The sequence below is a fragment of the Parafilimonas terrae genome, assembly GCF_900115755.1.
GTDB lineage: Bacteria > Bacteroidota > Bacteroidia > Chitinophagales > Chitinophagaceae > Parafilimonas > Parafilimonas terrae.
This window is the reverse complement of sequence record NZ_FOXQ01000003.1, coordinates 177,414-200,751: the sequence shown is the minus strand read 5'-3', so window position 1 is coordinate 200,751 and position 23,338 is coordinate 177,414. Positions and strand designations below refer to the sequence as shown.

At 40.2% G+C, this 23,338-nt stretch carries 23 protein-coding genes; 7 read left to right on the top strand and 16 right to left on the bottom strand.

Annotation, left to right across the window (positions count from 1 at the left end):
* Positions 1-108 precede the first annotated feature (108 nt).
* The 6 genes from BM015_RS07230 to BM015_RS07205 all read right to left on the bottom strand — a co-directional run bounded on the left by BM015_RS07230 (position 109) and on the right by BM015_RS07205 (position 2,974).
* On the bottom strand, positions 109-522 hold the full coding sequence (locus BM015_RS07230) for a hypothetical protein (RefSeq protein WP_090656757.1): 414 nt from the start codon (positions 520-522) through the stop codon (positions 109-111).
* 10 nt (positions 523-532) lie between these two features.
* Entirely contained in the window at positions 533-970 is a 438-nt protein-coding gene (locus BM015_RS07225) for a hypothetical protein (RefSeq protein ID WP_090656754.1), read from the bottom strand.
* Positions 967-1,599: a P-loop NTPase family protein gene (locus tag BM015_RS07220; protein ID WP_177191839.1), complete on the bottom strand. Its 633-nt coding sequence runs from the start codon at positions 1,597-1,599 to the stop codon at positions 967-969. The genes BM015_RS07225 and BM015_RS07220 overlap by 4 nt, the downstream gene beginning before the upstream one ends.
* Positions 1,589-2,296: a hypothetical protein gene (locus BM015_RS07215; protein WP_090656741.1), complete on the bottom strand. Its 708-nt coding sequence runs from the start codon at positions 2,294-2,296 to the stop codon at positions 1,589-1,591. The genes BM015_RS07220 and BM015_RS07215 overlap by 11 nt, the downstream gene beginning before the upstream one ends.
* 41 nt (positions 2,297-2,337) lie before the next feature.
* Entirely contained in the window at positions 2,338-2,523 is a 186-nt protein-coding gene (locus BM015_RS07210) for a helix-turn-helix transcriptional regulator (RefSeq protein ID WP_090656738.1), read from the bottom strand.
* Positions 2,524-2,668: 145 nt separating this feature from the next.
* Entirely contained in the window at positions 2,669-2,974 is a 306-nt protein-coding gene (locus BM015_RS07205; protein WP_090656736.1) for a MerR family transcriptional regulator, read from the bottom strand.
* 376 nt (positions 2,975-3,350) lie between these two features.
* Here BM015_RS07205 and BM015_RS07195 point away from each other — a divergent pair, with 376 nt between their 5' ends.
* A complete protein-coding gene (locus BM015_RS07195; RefSeq protein ID WP_090656723.1) occupies positions 3,351-3,587 on the top strand; it encodes a hypothetical protein in 237 nt (78 codons plus the stop codon).
* A 20-nt stretch (positions 3,588-3,607) separates the two neighbouring features.
* Here the strand turns inward: BM015_RS07195 and BM015_RS07190 are convergent, their stop codons facing one another.
* The 3 genes from BM015_RS07190 to BM015_RS07180 all read right to left on the bottom strand — a co-directional run bounded on the left by BM015_RS07190 (position 3,608) and on the right by BM015_RS07180 (position 7,235).
* Positions 3,608-4,468, bottom strand: a complete 861-nt coding sequence (locus BM015_RS07190) for a hypothetical protein (RefSeq protein WP_090656720.1) — start codon at positions 4,466-4,468, stop codon at positions 3,608-3,610.
* Positions 4,469-4,816: 348 nt separating this feature from the next.
* A complete protein-coding gene (locus BM015_RS07185; protein ID WP_090656717.1) occupies positions 4,817-5,839 on the bottom strand; it encodes a virulence RhuM family protein in 1,023 nt (340 codons plus the stop codon).
* A gap of 52 nt (positions 5,840-5,891) precedes the next feature.
* Positions 5,892-7,235: a site-specific integrase gene (locus BM015_RS07180; RefSeq protein WP_177191838.1), complete on the bottom strand. Its 1,344-nt coding sequence runs from the start codon at positions 7,233-7,235 to the stop codon at positions 5,892-5,894.
* 327 nt (positions 7,236-7,562) lie between these two features.
* Between BM015_RS07180 and BM015_RS07175 the strand changes: the two genes are divergently transcribed.
* The 6 genes from BM015_RS07175 to BM015_RS07150 are packed head-to-tail and all read left to right on the top strand — an operon-like array spanning position 7,563 to position 12,114.
* Positions 7,563-7,847: a phosphopantetheine-binding protein gene (locus BM015_RS07175; protein ID WP_245751278.1), complete on the top strand. Its 285-nt coding sequence runs from the start codon at positions 7,563-7,565 to the stop codon at positions 7,845-7,847.
* Complete coding sequence (locus BM015_RS07170; protein WP_090656706.1) at positions 7,831-9,036, top strand: beta-ketoacyl-[acyl-carrier-protein] synthase family protein; 1,206 nt, start codon at positions 7,831-7,833, stop codon at positions 9,034-9,036. Before BM015_RS07175 ends, BM015_RS07170 begins: the two co-directional genes overlap by 17 nt.
* A 14-nt stretch (positions 9,037-9,050) precedes the next feature.
* A complete protein-coding gene (locus BM015_RS07165) occupies positions 9,051-10,112 on the top strand; it encodes a beta-ketoacyl synthase chain length factor (RefSeq protein WP_090656703.1) in 1,062 nt (353 codons plus the stop codon).
* Positions 10,106-10,879 carry a polysaccharide deacetylase family protein gene (locus BM015_RS07160; RefSeq protein ID WP_090656700.1) on the top strand — a complete coding sequence of 258 codons (774 nt, stop codon included), beginning with the start codon at positions 10,106-10,108 and terminating at the stop codon, positions 10,877-10,879. Before BM015_RS07165 ends, BM015_RS07160 begins: the two co-directional genes overlap by 7 nt.
* Positions 10,872-11,504 carry a flexirubin biosynthesis/transport protein LolA2 gene (locus tag BM015_RS07155; protein WP_090656697.1) on the top strand — a complete coding sequence of 211 codons (633 nt, stop codon included), beginning with the start codon at positions 10,872-10,874 and terminating at the stop codon, positions 11,502-11,504. Before BM015_RS07160 ends, BM015_RS07155 begins: the two co-directional genes overlap by 8 nt.
* Positions 11,485-12,114 carry a flexirubin biosynthesis protein LolB2 gene (locus tag BM015_RS07150; RefSeq protein ID WP_090656693.1) on the top strand — a complete coding sequence of 210 codons (630 nt, stop codon included), beginning with the start codon at positions 11,485-11,487 and terminating at the stop codon, positions 12,112-12,114. Before BM015_RS07155 ends, BM015_RS07150 begins: the two co-directional genes overlap by 20 nt.
* 45 nt (positions 12,115-12,159) lie before the next feature.
* On the opposite strand, the gene BM015_RS07145 is transcribed toward BM015_RS07150, so the two are convergent.
* From BM015_RS07145 to BM015_RS07115, 7 genes are all read right to left on the bottom strand, one after another.
* Positions 12,160-14,088 carry a sialate O-acetylesterase gene (locus BM015_RS07145; RefSeq protein WP_090656690.1) on the bottom strand — a complete coding sequence of 643 codons (1,929 nt, stop codon included), beginning with the start codon at positions 14,086-14,088 and terminating at the stop codon, positions 12,160-12,162.
* Positions 14,089-14,350: 262 nt separating this feature from the next.
* The gene (locus tag BM015_RS07140) at positions 14,351-15,559 is read right to left on the bottom strand and encodes a glycoside hydrolase family 130 protein (RefSeq protein ID WP_090656687.1); all 1,209 of its coding nucleotides are present in this window, start codon (positions 15,557-15,559) and stop codon (positions 14,351-14,353) included.
* Positions 15,560-15,588: 29 nt separating this feature from the next.
* Positions 15,589-17,424: a sodium:solute symporter family protein gene (locus tag BM015_RS07135; RefSeq protein ID WP_090656684.1), complete on the bottom strand. Its 1,836-nt coding sequence runs from the start codon at positions 17,422-17,424 to the stop codon at positions 15,589-15,591.
* A 317-nt stretch (positions 17,425-17,741) separates the two neighbouring features.
* Positions 17,742-18,878, bottom strand: coding sequence for a glycoside hydrolase family 26 protein (locus tag BM015_RS07130; RefSeq protein WP_245751276.1), 1,137 nt, complete (start codon positions 18,876-18,878; stop codon positions 17,742-17,744).
* Positions 18,879-18,881: 3 nt separating this feature from the next.
* Positions 18,882-20,429, bottom strand: a complete 1,548-nt coding sequence (locus BM015_RS07125) for an IPT/TIG domain-containing protein (protein ID WP_090656682.1) — start codon at positions 20,427-20,429, stop codon at positions 18,882-18,884.
* 28 nt (positions 20,430-20,457) lie between these two features.
* Complete coding sequence (locus BM015_RS07120; protein WP_090656679.1) at positions 20,458-21,603, bottom strand: glycan-binding surface protein; 1,146 nt, start codon at positions 21,601-21,603, stop codon at positions 20,458-20,460.
* Positions 21,604-21,644: 41 nt separating this feature from the next.
* The gene (locus tag BM015_RS07115; protein WP_090656676.1) at positions 21,645-23,330 is read right to left on the bottom strand and encodes a RagB/SusD family nutrient uptake outer membrane protein; all 1,686 of its coding nucleotides are present in this window, start codon (positions 23,328-23,330) and stop codon (positions 21,645-21,647) included.
* Between the last annotated feature and the right edge of the window lie 8 nt (positions 23,331-23,338).

The window sequence follows — 23,338 nt, the reverse complement described above, 5'->3', positions numbered from 1 at the left end:
TGTTTGCAAATAATAAGAACATAAATCAGGCTTTGATTCAATTTAAAATCCCGCTTCCTATTAAAAGACTTTATTGCTTTTTCAAACAAAAAAGCCCTATAGCACGCTCTAAACTGCATTTGAATAGTTTAAGTTATCTATGAGAATATGTATTGATACATCTTTTAAAAGCAGGTTTTTAATTACCTCTCCGTCCTTTATTCCAAAAAGGATAAGGTCCCGGATCAACTTTCTTTCTTTTTCAAAAGAAAGAACTACTTCATCCCAACCCTCTACTCTTTGCGCTTTTGGCAACGTGCTATCTTTCTGTTCCGGTGTGTATTCAAGTTCTTTTATTTTTTCAGTGATTATATTGGCGGCCATTTCCAGGTTTTGCCAGCGTTCTAAACTTGAATCAATCAATTCGTTATTCAGATAAGGCCCTGCCATAACTATCTGAAGCCTGCCACGTTCTTCTTTTATCTCGGCTATTAGGTTTTGATAATATTTGATCAACTCGTTTAATGATTTTTTGACGTTCATCTTTTCGATTTTATTTTGTTTGTAATGTTGAAATAGGAAAGGATTGCTCATAGGAGTTAATAAAACCTTCCATATTGGTTACAATGATGTATAGGCCGCCGCTTGTTTCTATTCGTAGTTTCTCCTTCAATTGTTCTGGCCTCAGTCTGTCGCACGTAGCTTTGCATTCAACTTCGATATAAACAGATTTCCCGCTAATAACTGCATGAATATTTGCGGTTCCCTCGTTTGCCAATTGAATTTTTTCTAAACGGCATTGGCCTTGCGGGTTAATCTTGTTTACCTGATGCCCGTTAAACTTCAAAAAGTCATAAACACAACGGATGAGCTCATTTTTAGTTTTATCGCTGTAGGGCTTGGGAAACGGTACACCGAAATCCCTACAACCTGCATATTTTGCCAGCATATATTTTTCACGCGCTTTTAATAATTGTTCTTTCCAGGTCATGATCTTCTGCTTTTGCCGGTTAGCGTTAAAAGATTAAACATCTCTTTCATCCGGTCAAGTACACGCAACCCATACAGTTCTTCAATTTGCGCCGATGAAAGGTTTGTAGTTATGTGGGTATTGTTAAACCGCAGCCTATTATCATACCTGTTTTGAATGATGTCTGCCATTACATTGCGCGTTTCACTGAAGTGTTTTGTTGGTGATTCAGCGCCTAAGTCATCAAAACAGAAAGAACTGCCATAATGATTAAAGGCAGAAATGCCCAATGCCAACTTACGCATGCTGTTATACTTTGTAATTGCGCTAAGGCCTTCAAGTGCATAATCATCGGATATTTTTCTGCAGTTAACTACAGTGGTATAACATTGTGGCGTGTCGTGAAACAAATGCATAATTGTTGTTTTTCCGGTTCCTACCGGCCCAAAAAGAAGTATGCCCTTTTTTAAGCTCATGTTAGGGTATAGGCTTTCAAAATATTCATTGTTGTTATGATATAAACAAAGCGCTTTAATAACGCTTATATTGTCATCATCCAGCTTGAAATCAATATTTAACCGGTTTGACAAACTTTCTTTTAGGTAATCAAAAAAAGATTGGAGCTTACCTAAAGACAAGTTATTTTCCACCCCAGTCACCGAACTCTTTTGCCGGCTCTTTTGCAGTGTTTCCATTATAGTTGCTTTTATTGTTTAATAATTTGTTACTCCTTCTGGCCCATGTCGAAAGCCGTTTAGCCGTCTCGAAAAATTTTTCGGTTTCAAAGCGCATTTTTGTTTTGTCGGTATTCTTCTCTGTCCAATAACCAAAAAACTGTTGAAGCATTCCTTCATCATAAGTTTTTTTGAAACTCATTACCTCATCAAAAAAAATATTCTGTCTTTCTATTATATCCTTATTTAAATGTTTATTGTTTATCTGTTTATTATTAGGTGCGCGCAGCGGTGTCAATAGCGGTGCAGTAGAGGTGCTTATAGCGGTGTCAATAGCGGTGCAAAACTGCACCGCTATACCTAAACTAAAAGATGCCATTTGATAGGAATTCTTACCAGGAATAACTTCAATGAGTTTATTTGCAACAAGCCAATCTCTACTTTCTAAATAGGAGCGTTTAGCAAGGCCACATTTCGTTATCAAATATTCATAGGCTATTCTTGTTTGTTGCCATCTGTTACGGTTGATTGAATCAAGTACGGCGAAAAAAAGTGAAACATGGTAAGGCTTGAAGTTGCTATAATAAGGAACCTCATCCCAAAACCAGTTTATTATTCTGATATAGTTTATCGTCGGTATTTCATTATCGGTATTTTTTGATAAATTCGCCATGGTTAAACTTCTTTATTTGCCCTGGTCGCCACCGGGGCTTTTTATTTTGGAAAACTTTTTACAAGCTCATCAATTACTGACCGGTCATACAGAACTTTTCGCCCAAGCTTTACCCGCGGAATTTTGTCGCGGTGCAGGTATAAAAATGTTTTACTGCACCGCAGAATATTTGCAACTTCGTCCCTTGTGAGAAGTTGGGCATTTGCATTTTCGTTTGTTTGAGACATAGATTACAGTTTGAATAATCAAAGGTTGCGTAGTGTAATGGAACGATTACAAGCTTTTAACCCTGAAAGATTTAAATCTATCTGTATGAGTAAAAGCTTACCACTACGCTCTACTCCCACGTTGCGTTTTCTGCGGAAAAGCTTATTAATTAATGAGATTAGTTCTTCTGGCCTTATATCGCTTCAGGTGCTTAGCGGCTTCCATTATTTCAGAGTATTTATAAAACACGCGGCCACCAATTCGATAATCAATTAATAGTCCCTGGTTGCTCCAGGCTGATAATGTCACTTTGGAAATAACAGGCTGAAAGAGTTTACATGCCTCTGCAGGAGATAAAAGTTTTTCTTCGAGCTGCTGTTGTTGCTGTGCTCGCAGCTCTTCTTTGACAACGGACCGCAGCCCGGCGAGAAGCTCCTGCAATTCGATAGATGAAAGGATAACCTTATCCACGCTGCACCTCCTTTGAATGTAGGTTCAGGTATTCATCAATACTTGCTTTTACGATTAACACCTTCTTGCCGGCATTGACTGATTTAATTTTACCCTCTTTGCGGCGCTTCCAAAGAAACACGTGGCTGCATTTCAAATAACCTTTTGCCTGGGCTATAGTGATTAAATCTTCATTGAGGTTTGTTGTATTCAACATCGTTGTTTATGTTTAACGATGCTAAGTTCTCATTAAGAGAAAAAGAGATACGCCCAAATGCCCAAAAATGGGCACGGTTTGGGCAATAAACTGGCTGGGAAGGCCAAATATGCCCGTTTAAGAAATGTAATTTTTAAAAGCATGTGTATATTTAAGGCTGCAATTTTGTAGCCTTTTTTTATGTCAGATGTAACTGAAAGAATTTTGAAAATTTTAGAAAACAACTGTGCAAATGATATTGATTTTGTAGAGCCGTTATTATTACACCCGGATAATATTTATGATAAGAAAAAAATATATCATAAAATATTAAAGGAATTTTATAAGGCCATTAGAAGCGATGCAGAAAGAACTGTAAAGTTGAACGATCTAAAAGAAGGATTGAAAAGTAATAGGTTTGCCCAAACTCCTATATAGTTACCTATCTCAAAAGGCTATCACGTTAATGGCATTTTATCAAACTCATGCAGATACGCTTCGAATTTAGGCGCCTTCGGATCTGTCCTAAACGCCCTTGATTCTTTTAGCTCTATTGAAAATGTTTTTTCATATAGTCGCTTCAGTTGTTCGTTATTAAGTGTAGGCAATAAATGTTTAATTTTTTCATGCAATGCTCTTAAATAAACTGCTTTATACTGCCAATACGGAATACCATTTTCCAGCTTTACAAATTCAATCAAAGAATCAGAGCTTGTGTTTTCTGACAACCAGGCAATTATTTTTTCGTATAATTCAGGTTGCAAATAATCATGAAGGCTTTTGTTATATTCAGGATTTGTTATTGAGGGAATCTCTTTACCGGAATTTCGTTTAACATAATCAACATACCGGGCGTAGGCCCAACCTCTTGCTGCATCATTAAACCTTTTCTCCTGCTTTCGCCAGGCAGGGATTATCAATGTTTCATTTTTTAAAACACTATCATCAAATACATTGTATTCGCTGCTACCGGTTCTATATTCATCATTCGTTTCAAGCTTAAAAAGAAGAAAGTCTTTCAGGCTAAAATCTTTACCGCGCTTAAACCATGCGTAACCTTTTGAGATGAACGGATTATCGCTGTTTAAATGCTGTGAATATTCTTCAATAGCTATTCGTTTTACAAACTCTTTATCATTCGCATTTTTGTACCCCTCATTAAATTTTTGTTCAAGAAAAGTGTACAACTGTAGCCCATTTTGTTGAGTTGAGAGCTTGGTATCCCACTTTTCGGTAAAGGCTTTAATCTCTGCATTTTGTTTCGCAAAATCTTCAATGCATTTTAAAACCTGCAACAGTGGAAAATCTTCTGTGGACATATCCTATTTTTTGAGGTTGAAAATATCAGATGTGGCTTATATATAGGTGCATGGGGTAACTATTACATTTAGGGGGTAGGTGTCGCGTTTTGGAAATTCGGTTTCGTGTGACCGGGTATGGTGCAAATTTGGAATTACAAAATTGAATTTGATAAATCATTTTAATCACAGCTTGGTTGTTATAAATAGAAATCTGCTTTGCCAATCATCTAAAGAAAGTATTGTAACCGCAATTATATCCATGCTATTACTTTTATGCTGGTTTATTCAATTTACTTTTTAAAACCAATTCTATCCCGCTCATTCCATTTGTACACATCTTTGAAGTTTCAAACTAAAACCTCATATTCACTTCTTTTTACCTTTCAGCTTCTTAACGGCTTTATCAAAATCACTTTCAAAATGCTGATCCTGAACCACCCTGAATTTTTCATATTCTTTTTCTGCAAGCCTTACCGCCACCTCATGGCTGACCTTACCGGCATCCTGTAAAACCTGGTATTCATTAAACTGCAGGAAGGCATCTAACCGGGCAACCCAATCAACCATCTTCATAGGTATTTGCCTTGCAGCCTGGTTTTCCGCATAATCCAGGTACATAGAAACAATCCTTTCCAGTTCCTTAATTTCTTTTTCAATAAGATAGTTTTTGGCGGTACCAACATCAATTTTTAATATTTTACCGGCCGGCGCATTCTTCCATGTTTGCAGGCCCATATTAGGCTTACCGGCGCTTGCCCTTTCTGCTATAAGCTCGGCTGCGGTTTTACCAGTGATTGCCCAATGCAGCTTATTCTGAACAGTTTTAAAGAACTTCTGTGTTATTTCAGCATCCTTGTTATAATCTATGCTGCATTGCTCGTATATGTCGGTAATCTTCAGGTAAAAGCGCCTTTCACTTGCCCGTATTTCCCGGATGCGTTCCAGCAGTTCATCAAAGTAGTCTTTACCAAAGCGTTTGCCTTGCTTCAATCGTTCATCATCCAGTACAAAACCTTTTATAATAAATTCCCGCAGCGTTTTAGTAGCCCATATTCGGAACTGTGTAGCCTGGTAGCTGTTTACGCGGTAACCAACGGCAATAATGGCATCGAGGTTATAGAAATCAACATCCCGGGCAACATCCCGGCTTCCTTCTTTTTGAACTATCCGGATTTTCCGGATAGTTGCTTCCCTTTCGAGTTCAGCGGAATTATAGATATTCTGCAGATGTTCATTTACTGTTCTTACGTCAACCCCAAACAATTCAGCCATCTTTTTCTGTGTAAGCCAAAAAGTTTCATCGTTATACAAAACATCAACTTTGATATTGCCTTCAGGAGTGGCATAAAAAATTATTTCATTATTCTGTGGTGCACTATTATCTGCCATTTGTTTTTAATGTTTTATTGATCTAAGGTCGCAATTTGCGGCCTTGTAAATTTTAGGCGATCCGCAGCATCTTTTCACTCCAGTTCTTTTTTATATGCTGACTTAATCGTTTGGCTGTATCAAGTTTGGTAACGCGGATATATTTCAAAAATGCTTTCTCTGTTTTGTGCCCGGTGATCTTCATTAAATCAATGGTAGGAAAACCTTCGAGGTAATAGTTGGTTGCAAAGCTGCGGCGGGCCGTATGGGATGAAACACATTGCCAAAGCTCCAAATCCGGAGAAGTGGATAAACGGCCTTTTTCTGCCATTCCTGCCAGCTTGCAGGCCTCCTTGATATAATCATTGAATTTTTGATTTGACAGCGATTTTGGTAACCTGTTGTGATTGCTGCGGTATTTATTGAAGATGTCAAGCACAACCGGGTTACAAGGAATAATAACAAGCTCCTTTGTTTTTTTGGTTTCCATTTTAATAAAATAATCCCCATCTATTTGCACAATGTTTTCCGGTTTAATATCATTGTAATCGGAAAACCGCAGCCCTACAAAGCACCCAAACACAAATAAATCCCGGACCTGTTCCAATCTCTTGTTTTCAAACTTGGTTTTATAAAGCTTGATTATTTCTTTTTCAGGTAAATACACTGCATCACTTTCTTTCCAGGTAACAGCAAACTTTTTAAGCTTAAACTGCAAATTGTTTGTATAGCCCAAATCAACTGCTTCACCCATTATAAGCTTTAGTATCTTAATATCCTTTGAAATAGAGTTGTCGTTTAAGTCAGCTACCCGCTTGCTTCTGTTGGCGCCGGTCCGAGATCTTAAAATTTCTGATTTATGATTTTCCCTGTTGCGGAGGAATGAAACAAACTTGTAATAAAAATCGAGCGTTACAATATCAAAATCAATTTTCTCTTTTTTCACTTGCTGGTATTCCAGTAAATGGCCTTGCAGCGTTCTATAAGTCTTTATAGTGTTAGCGCTTTTATCCTTGCCTGCAGATTTAATTTCTCCGGAGATAAACCTTTCCAATAAAGAAAACAGTGTTGGTTTATCAGGATCATCGTCATTATGATTTTGGTAAAGAAAGTTCTGGAGGTATTGTTTGAGGGTTGCCGGCGCCGGTATTCCACTCTTCATTTCAACGTTATAAGCCCTTTCGCATTCTTTTGCCAGGCTGTCAAGTAAATTGTTCAGTGCAAACTTTCCATCTGCGGTCGTTTCCTTATTATTCTTTACACGTTGTTTTGCCTTGTTCCAGTTTCCAGGCTTCACTCTTTGTCCAAAAAACAGCTTGAGCTTTTGGCCTGAATAAACATATTGAAGGAAGATTAAACTCTTGCCCTCGTTGTCTACTGAATCAAGGTAATAGTTTACAGAACTACTGCGAGGCATACACTTTGAATTTATATACCAAATGTACATCAGAGGACACTAAAACGGACACTAAAACTTTATTTATTTTTAATTCGGCGATAAACGGAATAAAGAAAACCCTTTGTAATTAATAATTTCAGAGGTGTTTTATAAAAAATGACAAAACGAAATAAATTAGGTTAAAGTCCTGGCGGGACCACAACCAATTGCTGGAATTTTTTACCCCGTAGCCAGGTAAAATAGTTAAACAGTACAGTTGAAACCCGTATTTCCCCAGACCCTGTATTCAGTTTCTGTAAAACAGTAAACAAATTTTATCTTGCCCCCAAAATTTAACTAATATAAATGAGGATGGAAAAAGCGCAGTTAATGGAAAATCTGAAAAAACAGATTGTTGCACAATTTAATTTAAAGAAAATCAACCCTGAAGATATTGGCAATGACCAGCCGCTTTTTGTGGAAGGCCTCGGCCTCGATTCCATAGATGCTTTGGAGCTGATTGTTTTATTGCAACAGGAATATAAAGTGAAGCTGGCAAACCCGGAGGATGGCCCGAAAGTATTTGCATCGGTAAGTACTATGGCAGATTATATTCTTAAACATCAGCCCGGAAATGCAAACGGGCAGTAAAGTATATATTGCCGGCGCCGGCATTATTTCGGCTATTGGCAACAATATTGCCCAATGTATTGCCGCACTTGAAAACAGCAATGCGGGCATTGGTGAAATGCAGCAGCTTACTTCTGTTCACAAAAAAACATTGCCCGTTGCAGAAGTAAAAGCAAGCAATAAAATACTTGCTGAATGGGCGCAGCTTCCTGCAAACATAACACGCACTGCCTTGCTTGGAACCATCGCTGCCAGGGAAACATTGCATAATGCGGGCATCAGAAATTTCAATGGTTTGCGTGCAGGTTTACTATCTGCCAATTCTGTTGGCGGCATGGATAAAACCGAAGATTTTTATGCATTGTTTTTAAAAGATAATACAGCGGGAAGGTTACGAAACGTAATAAATCATGAATGTGGCAGCGCCACAAAAATTATGGCGAATGCTCTCGGTATTAAAGATTTTATTACTACTGTAAGCACTGCCTGTTCTTCATCTGCCAACGCTATTTTTTTTGGCGCCAGGCTTATAAAAAATAATATACTCGATGTGGTGGTTGCAGGTGGCGCCGATGCCTTGACACGATTTACGCTTAATGGGTTTAATAGTTTGATGATATTGGATAACGAAGCCTGCAAGCCATTCGATGAGAACCGGAAGGGGTTGAACCTGGGTGAAGGTGCAGGTTATATTGTAATGCTTTCTGAAAAAGCTTTACAGGTTTTAAATGCGCAGCCTGTTTGCACTTTAAGCGGTTATTGCAATGCCAACGATGCTTATCATCAAACAGCTTCTTCGCCATCAGGAACAGGATCGTTTCTCGCAATGAAAGGCGCTTTGCAGAAAAGCGGTTTGCAGCCATCAGCTATTGATTACATCAACCTGCATGGTACCGGCACAAAAAATAATGATGTTTCAGAAGGTACGGCAATTAAAGAAATCTTTGATCCGCATTATCCAAAAATGAGTTCTACTAAATCTTTTACCGGCCATACGCTCGGCGCCAGCGGCGGTATTGAAGCCGTGTTTTCCATGCTGGCTATACAACGCGGTTTTATTTACCCCAACCTGCGTTTTACAACGCAAATGAAAGAGCTGCCTTTTATGCCTGAAACTACATTCGCCAAAGGTGTTGAAGTAAATCATGTTTTATCCAATTCATTTGGTTTTGGCGGTAATTGTTCATCCCTTATTTTTTCAAAAATCTAAAGCGTTTATTACAAATGGAAGAAGCAAACATTTATATAAACGCTGTAGCCGGTATATCTCCGCAATCTGTTTTTAATGAAGGTTTTTCGCAATCAGTTATAAAACCATCCGGCAACCGTTTTGTTTGCATGGAGCCTGATTATGATGAGCTGATTGATGCAAAACTTATCAGGCGCATGAGCCGCATTATAAAAATGGGAACGGCTGCAGCATTAAAATGTTTGCAGCAGGCGAATGTTGAAATACCCGGCGGCATTGTTATGGGCACTGCCTACGGATGTTTGCAGGATACGGAAATTTTCCTGAAACGTATAATTGATTATAAGGAAGAGATGCTTACGCCAACAGCCTTTATCCAGTCAACACACAATACGGTTGGTGCGCAGATTGCTTTGCTGTTGCAATGCCATAATTATAATAATACGTTTGTGCAAAGCGGGCATTCTTTTGAAAGCGCTTTATTGGATGGGGCACTGTTGTTGAAAGAAGATGAAATGAATGAGGTGCTGGTTGGTGCAGCAGATGAAATTACTCCTGCAAGTCATGCCATACTTGAACGGTTTGGTTTGTATAAGAAACAAGCAGGTGACAATGGTTTTTACAACTATACATCCAAAGGCACTGTTGCCGGCGAAGGCGCATGCTTTTTTCTTTTAAGCAACGTGCAGGGTGAAAAAAATATTGCAAAGCTTAATGGTATAGAAACTTTTCTTGATGTTCCGGATGAAGAGGTAGAAAATAAAATAAACCAATTTCTCGCTGCGCATCATTTATCTATCAACGATATTGATTTGATTATTGCCGGAAGAAATGGAGATAAGAAAAATGATGCTGTTTATGATATGCTTGATAAAAATATTTTTACAGACAAGCAAACTATAAACTATAAACATCTTTGCGGGGAATATCCAACTTCATCATCGTTTGCTTTATGGCTGGCATTGAAGCTTGTAAAAGATGCAGGGGCAGCGCAGTTTTTATGTAATCAAATTATTAACCGCGATGTAAAAAAGATATTAATTTATAATCATTATCTCCATACTTATCATTCTTTATTGCTCGCAGGTGCATGTTGAACTTCAGGAATACAAATATTGTTTTTGGGTTATTATTCGCCGGTTGTTTATGGCTATGCATTAATTATAATTTTACTTACTGGGGTATTGCTATATTATTTTTCCTGTATTCGCTGGTGCTATTTTACGGGTGCTATTTTATCAATTCCAATTTCTTTATACAAACTGTTTGTAAGGCAAATACCAGCAGGAAAGAAATTGCTTTAACTTTTGATGATGGCCCGCTTAAAAATTATACGCCGCAGGTTTTGCAGGTATTAAAAACGCATAATATTGAAGCGGCTTTTTTCTGCATCGGCAAACATATTGAAGCGAATGAAGATTTATTAAAACAGGTATATAATGAAGGCCATATTATCGGCAATCACAGTTATACACACGATAAATGGTTCGATCTTTTTTCATCTGCAAAAATCAGCGCTGAACTTACTGCTACAGACAATATTATTAAAAATGTTACAGGCCGTAAACCGCGGTTCTTCAGGCCGCCTTATGGCGTTATAAATCCTAATGTAAAAAAAGCCATTGTTGCAGGACATTATACAACAGTTGGGTGGAGCATGCGCTCTTACGATACCATGATTAAAGATGAACAAACATTATTAAAACGTATAACCCGCTCTGTAAAACCCGGCGATGTTTTTTTGTTTCATGATAGCTGCCAGGCAACTCTAAATATTTTGCCAATATTTATACAACACCTGCGGCAAAAAGGTTTCAATATTGTGAGATTAGATAAATTGCTTGATATAGATGCGTATGAATAAATTATTTCTTACAGTGGTGTTTGCCTGTGCATGTTGTGCCGTGCAGGCGCAGCATGCCGGTTATAATGCTGTAAAAGATATTGATGTTTTTAAAAGCCGGTTTGCAGCTGCTTCGCAAAAAATAAATTCTATAAAAGCTGATTTTACGCAGGAAAAAAATCTTTCCATGCTGTCTGATAAAATAATTTCAAAAGGCAAATTCTGGTTTAAGAAAGAGAGTAAAGTGCGTATGGAATACACGCAGCCATTTCAGTATTTAATGATACTGAACAACAATAATATTTATATAAAAGATGGACAAAAAGAAAATAAAATCTCCGCCGGTTCTAATAAACTTTTTCAGCAGGTAAACAGGGTAGTGGTGGATTGTGTGCGTGGTACTGCTTTTTCAAATGCCGATTTTAAAGTGAATGTTTTTGAAAGCAAAGCCGCTTATTTAATAGAACTTACCCCCGTTGCCAAAAATCTGCAGCAATTATTTAAGCATATTGATATTATTACGGATAAAACGGATTATTCAGTTAACACAATTGTGATGAATGAAACTTCAGGCGATAACACTACCATGCATTTCATCAATAAAGAAATAAATACCAGCCTGCCTGATGCGTTATTTACTCATTAGTTTATTGTTTGTTTTTTCTGCCTGCTCATCTTCTTACAAACATTTGCAAACCACAGCAGGCGATGTGCATTGCCTTGATAAATTCAAACCTGATTTTTCAAATGTTTTATATTATACACAGGTGAATGTTATTGGCAAACATTTAAGTGGTTTGTTATTGATAAAAGCAATGCCTGACAGCAGTACGCGCATTGTTTTTTCCAGCGAAGCAGGATTTAAATTTTTTGATTTTGGTTTTGCACCCAACGGCAATTTTAAAGTGTATTATATTATTGATGAGATGGATAAGAAAGCCGTTATTACAACGCTGCGAAAAGATTTTGAAATGGTGATGATGCAGCCTTACAGCCTGCAAAATGGTTATGTGAGAAAAGATATTGATTCAGCGTATAACTATTACACATTTCCGCAGGAAAAAGGGTTTAATTATTATATAACTGATGCGGGTTGTAATGAACTTATCCGCCTCGAAAGGGCATCAAAAAGAAAGGCTGTTGTAAAAATTCAGATGCTTGATTATAAGAATGGTACACCCGACAGCATTGGCATCACTCACACCAACTTTAATTTTAATATCGGCTTAAAGCGCCTGGAAAAGATAGCTGGCTAAATCGGTCAGACCGCTATCGCGGGCCGACCGAAGAATAACAAAACATCACTTCAACTCTTCAGAAGTAAACGATGAGGCCGGTAAACCTTTGCCATTAAACAGTGATCCTTCTGCATAGGAATAATACGCATACCGCACACCGGCAGGTTTGGCCACCGCATCACTTGTTACAACCACTGTATTACCTTCAATGCTCGCAGTTGCAGGTTTCCATGTTCCGTCTGCATCCTGTAATTCAAAATCTTTTAAGGGCTTGTTGCTGCTTGTTAAGCCGCCGTCTGTATTATTGAAAGAAACAATAATCTTATTGCCTTCTGTTTTAAAACTTTTATATAAAGGCCCTGAATAAATAATGCCTTTATCGCCGTAAGTTTTATTTAAAGCCCAAAGCGATAAACGTTTGCCCACATCCTGCTTATCTGCCGGATGAATGTTGTTTGTTTCGCCAATGTCCATCGTAACGGCCATACCTGTATTAGGCAATGCTGTTAATGTTCTGCGTTGTGCATCTCTTAAACCGGCGGCCTGCGTACTGTCGCCGCCATATTTGTAAGGCGCAATCTGTACAAAATAGAAAGGAAAGCCAGGCTCGTTAAAATGTTTGCGCCAGTCGCTTATCATTAAAGGAAACAATTTGCTGTATTGTTTTGCCCTGCCCACATTCGATTCGCCCTGGTACCATATAGCGCCTTTTATGGCAAAGGGCACCAGCGGGGCAAGCATGCCATTGTATAAAACCGAAGGCTGGTTTGGATTAGAGTTTGATGCAACCGGCGGTTTCACCGTTGCCACCTTATACATCCAGTTGCCTGATAAATTAATGGTATCATTACCGCCCTCCGCGTATAATTTTAATTGACCGGGTTTGCCATAAATACCGCCGCCACCAGCATTGTCAATTACTTTAACGGCAAGTGTATTTTTGCCTGCTTTTACAAGATTGGCCGGCACTGTATAATTACGTTCTTTCATCCACATTCCATCCTGCATTGTGCTGTCAACAACACTGCCATTTAAAAAAGTAATATCGTTATCATCTATTGGCCCAAGTTCTAATTTTAATGTTTTGCCCTGCCATGCTGCCGGTATATCTACAGTGCGTTTAAACCAAACGATGCCATCAATATCCAGGCCTTTGTCTTCCCAGGTTGTAGGCAATGCCATAGTATGCCAGCTTGTATCAGCGACATCATCTGCATAGCTATTATTATTGGCGGCCAGCGCCTGCTGCCAGGCTATGGTGTTCAGGCTGTCTTTAACCCGCATTTCTTTAAAGCTTGCAGCCATTTTATTAACCACATCAAGCCCGCTGTTAAAATCTCCCATAGTTCTTAAAGAAGCTTCGCTCGTCCAGGCTTCAGCAATGGTGCCGCCCCAGCTTGTATGTATTAAACCGATAGGAATATGTAAGTGCTTATATAATTCGCGCCCAAAAAAATAGGCGGTTGCACTGAATGAACCTGCAGATGCGGGCGAGCAGGAAGACCATGCGCCCTTTACATCCTGTTGCGGTGAAAAGGCAATGTTTTTTTCAACTGTGAATAAACGTATGGAAGGATAATTTGCTTCGGCTATTTCTGTGGCTGAATTATTAACGGGTGCGCCAGACCAGCCTTGCACGGGCATTTCCATATTTGATTGCCCGGAACATATCCATACCTCACCAATCAATACGCCATGCAATGTTTTTGTTTCGGTTGATTTAATAGTTACATCGTAAGGGCCGCCTGCTTTTGGCGTTGGCAGTTTTACCATCCATTTTCCCGAATTGTCTGCAACGGCCTGTACCGTTTTGCCAGGCCAGCTTCCGCTTACTGTTACTTTTTCACCAGCTTTGGCCCAGCCCCAAACAGGCGCATTGGTATTTTGCTGCAATACCATGCTGTCGCTAAAAAAAGCAGGCAATTTTAATTGGGCTGAGGTGTCTGAAATACATGCAAAAGCAATAAGCGTAAATACAAATAGTTTTTTCATGATGATAATTATTCGTTACAATGGCAGCAATAATGCTTTGAAAGTTGAAGCGCTAAATTATTCTTTATAACCTGTTGTGCTGCTAAAAATTTAGAGGGGAATTATTAAGTGATGTTTTCACCATAAAGCATTCTAACCTTGCTATATTTTAAAACTACTTTTCTGCCAAGGTTTTAAAATATAGATACATGATTTATTCATCAGGTTTAATATTTCTAACACTTACCCTCGCAGGCTGTGCGCAAATTATCCAACTTCTGTTTTACTGTTCAGTAAGCTGTAGCCTGTGATCTTTTACATACGTTTTATTCTTATCAATTATGTTCATTAACCTTTCAACCGTTGTGGCAGAACGCAAGCCATCTTCCGGCGTATGCATTACATAATCGAGCAATTGTTCTACCGTTGAAACTGCAACATGCATTCTTGTATCGGATGATGCATAATAAATAAATACTTTACCATCTTCATCGGCAATCCAGCCATTGCTGAATACAACATTTGAAACGTCGCCAATGCGTTCATCTTTTTCCGGCGCCATAAAATAACCGGCAGGTTTGTATATGATCCTGGCAAGATCATATAAATCGGTCATGAACATATACAGCACATAACGTAAACCGGCTGCAGTATTGCGCACGCCATGCGCCAGGTGCAGCCATCCATATTCCGTTTTAATTGGCGCAGGCCCCCATCCATTTTTTGATTCATTGACGGTATGATATATTTTCGGGTCAACAATTATTTCTTCATTCACTTCAGCGCCATCTATTGTATCGCTTAATCCAAAACCAACGCCGCCGCCGCTGCCTGCTTCAATAAAACCATCCTGCGGGCGTGTATAAAAAGCATATTTTCCATTTACAAATTCAGGGTGCAGCACAACATTTCTTTGCTGCGGCGATTTTGTTTTAAGGTCGGGCAGGCGTTCCCATATTTTTAAATCTTTGGTGCGTGCAATACCGCATTGCGCAATGGCCGCACTTTGATCGCCGGCAGGTGCATCCGGATCTTTTCTTTCCGTACAAAACAATCCATATATCCATCCGTCTTCATGCTGCACCAAACGTATATCGTAAATATTGGTATCGGGATTATCAGTTTCGGGTATCACAACAGGCTCATTCCAAAACCTGAAATTATCAATACCATTCGCACTTTCTGCAATAGCAAAAAAAGATTTCCGGTCGCTGCTTTCCACACGCGGCATCAGCAAATATTTTCCATCCCATTTTATAGCGCCTGCATTTAAAACAGAATTTATGCTGAAGCGTTCCATTAAAAACGGGTTGGTTGTTTCATTCAGGTCGTACCGCCAGAATAAAGGCGTATGTTTTGCCGTTAAAACGGGAAGCCTGTACCGGCTGAAAACGCCATTGCTTTCGGCTTCGGCAAGCGGCTCATTTTTTTGCTGTAATAGTTGTGTGTATTCCTTTTCAAGCTGCTGTAAACGCTCATCAAACTTTTTCATGTGTGCATGTTTTATATCGGGCTGTTGCTTTAATCTTCAAGTTTATTCCACCATGTTTTTTTAAGAATAAATATTATTATAATAAGAATTACTATCGTTATTAATAAAGGCAGTTTCATCCACAGCACAACATACATGGGCAGAATGGTTAAACAGCATTGCGCTATAATGCCCAACACCACGTTAAACATGTCCAGCTTAAACCTTTTGTTAGGAATAAAACCTGGGTTGTCTGCCACTACCAATGCATGCACCGGCTTCCAAAAGCCCCAGGGTTTTACGGTGCTGTAAAATTTTTTTAATGTTGATGTTTCTGTTGCTGGTGCCGTATATGTGCCGATAATGCAACCTGCAAGCGATATTAAAAACAGCACCGGGAAGAAATACAGGAACTCAATGCCGGAAAAAATTTCAGAAAAGATTAATGCGCCTGCAGTGCCTGCCAGCATGCCCCAGAAAAAACCGTTGGCATTAAAGCGCCACCAATACCATTTTAAAACATTGGCAGCAATATAACCGCCATATAAACCGGATACAATCCATTGCAGAATGCTGTTTACATCTTTGGTAAAGAAACCGAGTATAACACCTGTTGCCACCACTACCACGCCCGATGCATAACTTACTAAAATTGTTTTTTTATTGGATGCATTTGGGTTAATGTATTTAAGGTAGATGTCGTTTACAATGTAAGCCTGCGCTGCATTTAAGGTGCCTGAGAAAGTGCCCATAAATGCACCAAGCAAACCTGTTAATACAATGCCTAAAATACCCACGGGCAAAAAGCTGTTGATTGCGCCCGGCAACACCCTTTCAAAATCAATACCGCCGCTGCCATTGCTTAGGTTAAGCTGGTCGAAATATAACAACCCGAGCACCGTTAATCCAATCACCATTGAATAACGTATGGGCAATAAAATGATAGAAACAAAGCCCGTCATCTTCGATGCTTCTTTGGGCGATTTGGAAGAAAGTATTTTCTGCATGTCGTAATTAGGTGCAGGCCCTGCAAGCGCTGCAAATACGCCTTTAAACAACATCATCATAAAAAAGAAACCAAAAAGATCAAACCCATCATCTGCAATTTTTTGATTGGCTGCAGCAATGTATTTGCCCCAATCCATATTTAAATGCCATCCAAAGAAAGGGTTGCCCCATCCTTCAGGCACATTCAGTTTTGATGCATCGCCCTGTAAATGCTGCATGGCGATTACCGCAACGGCAATGCAGCCCACCGTCATAATAATATACTTGATCAGGTCACCTAAAACAATGCTGTGCATGCCGCCCAGCACTGAATAAAACACGGCAAACAAAGTGAAGATAATGCCGTAAAAATGCGCCACATATTCAGGCGCCACAGTGAAAGGAATATGCGGCTGCACCATATTCCACGGCACAAAAATTTCAATGAATTTGCCAAGGCCTATAAAACCATAAGCCATAAAACCAAGGCAGCCGATTAATGCAAAAGCCACAATAATAGTGTGCGAACCTTTCACGCCTTTGCCTTCCAGCCCAAAACGCGAAGCCAGCCATTCTGCGCCGGTATTGGCATTAGAACGGCGCAGCCATTTTGAGAGGTACATCATATTAAACACCTGGTTAAACACGGGCCACAGCCAGGGTATCCATATACTCTTCATGCCATATACAAAACACAGCGCCACCATCCACATGGTGCCGCTTATATCGAACATATCAGACGCATCACTCAGCCCCAGTAAATACCAGGGCAGGCGCTTGCCGCCCAGCAAATAGCTCTCCTTGTTTTGCCTTGCTTTTTTGCGCAAAAACCAGCCGAGAAAAAGCATTGTTACGAGGTACATAACAATCACGGCGTAGTCTATCGGTTGTAACTTCATGCGCCCATCCTCCCGGTTTGTCGGGACGAGCCCTGAAGAGGTGTTTTAATGTTCGTAATAATTTGAGGTTTCATTTTTTGTCTCATTTTCAAATATCTTTTTTCAAAAGATTGTTTGATTTTTATGTTGCCAGCTAATGAGCGGATGGCGTCACGGTTGTGTCACTCCCTTGTGCTGCATAATTTATGGCAGCTACGGTTTCCTGCTCATACACTCAATCAATCATTTAAAAGCCCGGAGTGGAAACTGCAGGCTTTTCTGCTTGTTTTATTTAGAACATTTTGCCCAAAACCCATTCTTGAAAAGGCAAAAAATCATTACTGTTCATATAGTTTTTCCCTTGCTGCATCGCGTTGCAGCCATATTCTCTCATCATCACAAAACTTAATAAAATCTGCTGCTGATGCATGGCCTTTATAGGGCAAATAAAATTCAGTGCTGCCATCATGTTTTGCGCCTGCGTTGCGCCATGCAAGCACATAAGAAACTTTGTGCTTTTTTAATACCGGTAATAATGTTGATGTAAACCATGTTGCGTCGGGCAGGCCGCCATAACCAAACTCTGTAAGCGCCGGAATTTTATTGTGCACCGATGCAATGCTGTCAAGCATTGAAAACATATTGCCTGCATCTTTCCTAAACTCAGCATTGCTGCCGCGCTGGTAAATATCAAAGCCAATCACATCAACAAAATCATCGCCGGGATACCTTTCTAAAAATTCATCTGCCGAATAAAATTTATCGGGATTAAAAGCATACAATAAATGATGCAGGCCTTTCACATCGCGCAAATACTTTTCTGTGTATTGGTATAATTGTTTGATCTCATCCGATGTGCAATTTTTTCCGCCCCACCAAAACCAGCTTCCATTCAATTCATGAAACGGGCGGAAGATGACGGGGATGTGTTCACCTTTATCTCCCCTTAAACTTTCAAAAAATGCCGCCACTTTATCTAACCATGAATTATACAAAGCATTTGCTGAACCGCCTGGCAAAACGGAGGCAACCGTTCCCGGCGCCGGGTCCCAGGCTGTTTTGCCCGTCAACGGATTATTCAAATGCCAGCTTATAGTTATAACACTTCCATGTTTATAAGCATCCTGTATAAAGCCACGCATTTTATCAAAAGGCACGCTGTCTAAATTCACCGCATGATCTAATTCCAGCCTTCCCAATTCATACCCAACCACCGCAGGATAATCGCCGGTAACATCTTTTACATCACTTCTGCCTGCCTCATATTTCCAGCCCACACCATAAGCGCCATCATCCTGGTGGCCCAGCATAATTCCTTTATCCAACACCCTTTTTAGGTTGTTGTAAAGATTGATGGTTTCAGGCGTTGCGTTTTTATCGCAGGGCAAAGCAGTTTGCTTTTGTGCATGTACGCATTGCGTTATCAGCATAAAGCAAAGCGGAAACACCGTAAGATATATTGCTTTTTTATTCATTTTTTATCTTAAGCCAACATGGTCAATATAAACCACTCCGCCCCATCCGGCAGATTGCAGCACTATTTCCGTTAAAGGGTTTGGACTTCCTAATGCTGATAAATCAATGTCATAGGTTGTCCATTCTCCTTCAGTTAAAGTTACCTGGTAAGGCGCGCCGTAATTGCCATTGATAACAATACTCATTTTCTTACCACCTGTTCCTGCGCCGCCATACATAGACACTTCAAACTTGCTATAGCTACCTGTTATAACATCTGCGCCACTATGAAAAGTAATGCCTTGATAGCCGTTACCTGCATCGTAAGTAGCTTTTATTGATTTATCACCCTGGCGCACTAGCTCTGTGCTGGCGGCATCATTTGCAGCCCAGCTCCAGTTTTGAAAACCATTATCAAACTCATCTGTGTAAATGGCTAAGGGAAAATCGGCCAACGGCGGAAGGCCGCCATTTATATCGAGTACCTCATCAGACGTTACTTTAAGTGTTGAATTAAGCACCGATAAAACAAGCTTTCCTTTTAAAGTGCCGTCGGGCACGGTAACAACCAGCTTGGTTGGGCTTTGGCTTGTAAAAGTTGTAACAAGGTTGGTAATGCCCGTAAACGCTACTGCTGTTACCAGGTCAAGGTTAGTTCCGGTAATCGTAATGTCTTTTTTAGCATCGGCGGGGTTTGGCGAAATGGTTGCAAATGTTGGCATCAAAATATTAAGCCATTCCGCTGAAGTTGTTTTTATGCCGGATGCTGCGGTTAGTATAATATTACCACTTACTGCATCGGCAGGAACCTTTACTTTTATTTGTGTTGCTGTCTGGCTTACAAACGATGTAATAGATTCTGCTGAACCGGCAAATTGAAGTGCTGTAGCAAGATCAAGATCGGTTCCGGTAATCGTTAATTCATCTGCATGCTTTATGGGATTGGGCGAAAGAGCTGTTACTATTGGCAATGTTACATGCAAAGTATCTGCTGTTTCAATTGTGCTTGAATCTGTGCCGCCGTAAGCCAGTACCAGCGTACCCGTTTGTGCATCCACCGGAACGGTTACCTGCAGCTCCGTTTTGTTTTGGCTTACAAAATCGGTAACCACTTTACCATTGTTGAATGTTACGCTGGTAACCCAGTTAAGATAATCACCTTTGATTGATATATTTTCACCGGGGCGCGCCATGTTTGTGATGGAAGAAACCACAGCGGCCACGCCAATATTGAATTGCGTTTTTGACGTGATGTCGCCGGATGGCGTTTTTAAAGTAACGTAGCCTTTCTCTGTTTCCGCAGGCACAATTACATGTATTTCTGTTTTTGTTTGTGAAACAAAATCGCTGCCTGCAACGCTTGCATTGGTGAAATCTATCTGGGTAACCTTGTCAAGATTATTACCGTAAAAGCGAATAGTATCGCCGGGTTGTGCGCCGGTTGGGCCAAAGCTCAGCAAAACAGTTTCGCCCGATGTTTTATCGGCTGTATCTTTTTTACATGCGTAAAAAGACGCAGTTGCCATAACAGCAATCAATAAAAGCAAGCGCACGTTATAAATTATTTTCATCTTATATGTAGTTAGAATTGATTGAATATTATTGGTCAATTTTTGGAACAACCCTGAAGTTGTCAAAACTCATATCGGCATCCAGGTCGCCGGGGCCTTGCAGCAATACCATGGCCCAGTATCCGTTTGGATTTACAACAGGCGCCACAGAATAGGTTGCTACAACTTCATCATAAGGAATAACCACCGTTTGCCATGCACCTTTGCTGTCATAAGGCGGCGCCCATTTGTAGCCTTTTGTATCCTGCACTACCTGGCCTCCGGCATTAATGGTTATCATACTGTTGTTATAAGGCTTCATGGTATTTATCTCAAACTTGAGATAATATTTTTCAGGATGAAGAATGGCATCGTCCGGAATATTTTTACTGTAGCTTGGCATGGAACCGGCATCGCCATCGGCAAGCTCATTCCAGCTCCAGGCGCCAATTGCGCCCTTTATCCTGAAATAGTTGCCGTTAATTTTAGGCGGGTCACCCGGCCCGGGGTTTGTTACTACAAGCGATGCATTATTCCAGCCTTCAAAAGGGTCGCTGCCAATAAAAATATTCCTTGTATCCCTGAACCAGAAATCAGATTTGGTTTCCCCGAAATTGGTGGTAATGGTTATGGGGCCGGGCTGAGCATTTGCGGGAACTTTAAATTGTAGCTGGTCGTCTTCAACAGATACAAGCTCGGCAGTAGCACCGCCGGTAAAAGTAACCGTGAGCGGCTCGTAAAAGTAGTTGCCCAAAACGGTTGCTACATTACCTTCGTTTACAAATTCGCAAACCATACTGTTTATATACGGCTTGCTTATTTGCACCTCGAAAGGATATTCAAGCCTGTAACCGTTTTTGAAGATTATGGTTATTGTGTTTGTAATAGAATCGGGTATATTGCTGGGAACAGAAGCCAATATGCTGGTTTTGCTGATGTATGTAGGTGTTAGCCTGGCCTGTTGATTGTTAAACCAAACTTCTCTTGCATTCTGCAAATTATCACCAACAATGGCAATAAGCTGGCCCTGGCCCGCGCCTGCGAGCAGGGAGTCAGAAGATGCCGGACTAGTGATCCTTATATAATTCACTACGGGTGTGGCGCCTGAAGATGAATCTTTCTTGCAAGAGACAAACATGAATGTTGTCATGGCAAGCATCAGCAGTATTAATGAGATATTCTTTGTAAGTTTCATTGGAATGATATTTCTTTTTTCAAATTTTTTGCGGTAACCAATTATGGATAGTCCACCGGTTCTTTTTTAAGATTAGGTGCCTGGCTTAATTCTGCATTTGGTATAGGCAGTAAAAAATTCCCTTCGTTGGCAATAATTTGCCTTTCTGTAAACCAGGATGTTTTGGTGAATGTCCATAAAGTTGGGTTAGGCATTTGATCAGGCTGTGCGAAAAACAGGCCCCTGTCCTGTGCGTTCAGCATATCAAATGCTTTCTGGGGGTTCCAGTAATGCAGGCTCACAAAATCGTACCAGGCCATGCCTTCCATTGCAAATTCTTTAAATCTTTCAGAATAGACTTTATCTAATGTAAGTGGCCCGCTTCCGTTGGCGCCGCCAACCTCATATTCAGGCAAACCGGCCCTTGTATGTACTGCATTAAAGTATTCAACAGCCGTGGGATCGCTGGTAGAACCGTTATTGCCTATTACCGCTTCTGCATAAATAAGATATAATTCAGCCAGGCGCATCATGTAAGTGTCGTTTGGATAATGCTGCTGGGATGCTATGCCAGCCAAATCTACAGGAGAGCCAATTACATATTTTTTTACCGAGAGAAAATTATTATCTGTACCGGTAAAGGGAAACACTAATGCTGCTTTGTTACCCACGCTTGTTATTTCAGGATAGGTAAAACCAGGCAACATAAAGGTGGCATGCAGGCGCTGGTCCAAGGTTCTTCCTTTTAAAGTGCCATCGGCCTGTGGTGCGAAGCCGTCATACTGGCTAATCAACCACCAGGTGGCGCCTTTATCGCCGCCCCATCCACCGAACGAAATATCCGGGCTGTAGGCAAGGTATTCAGGCATACTGTTGGCTGTGCCCCATGCATTGGGGCCGGAGAAAACCCATTGCAACTCAAACAAGGATTCTGAGTTATTATCATAAGGGTATTTAAACAGGCTTTCATAATTATCAAGCAACTTTTTACCACTGTTTTGAATTACGTCCTGTGCATAATATTTAGCACTATCTAAAAACTCCTGTTTTCTTGTGCCGTTGCCGCCTTCTACACCAGCCCTGGTTAAATAAAAACGGGCAAGCATTCCTTCAGCAGACCATTTGGTAAGCCTTCCTTCCTGGGAAGAAGCGGTTGGTAAATCTTCGGCTGCAGCACGCATTTCGCGGGTAATAAAGCGCCATACACTAGAAACAGTGTTTCTGGTAATAGATGTATCAAATAGTTGTTCAACATTATTTTCAATAACAGGCACCGGTCCCCAGTTCATTACAAGAAAACGGTAAGCCAGCGCCCGCATAAACCTTGCTTCTGCAATAGCCACTTTTTTGGCATTATCAGTAACATCTGCACCGGCGAAGCGATTAATGTTGTATATGGCGAGATTGGATTGTGCTACCACGTTAAAAAATGCACGCCATGAAGCGCCATTCTCACCATTGTCACCTGTTGTATTAAATAATACATTGCCCCTGTCATTCCAGGCAGAAAAAGCCGAGCCTCCCCTGAAATCGCCAAGGTTATACATGGCCTTGTCGTTATAGTCGAACCAAACTTCGCTGTATAAAAGCGATGTAGCTGCCGCCAGTTGTTCATCATTCTGATAGAAGTTGACATCTACGATTGCACTTTCAGGCGGTTTTTCTAAAAAGTCTTTTTTACAGCCTGATAAAGCTGCAACAGCTAACAATACAATTACCAAATAATTTATATATGTTATCTTTTTCATATTCACAG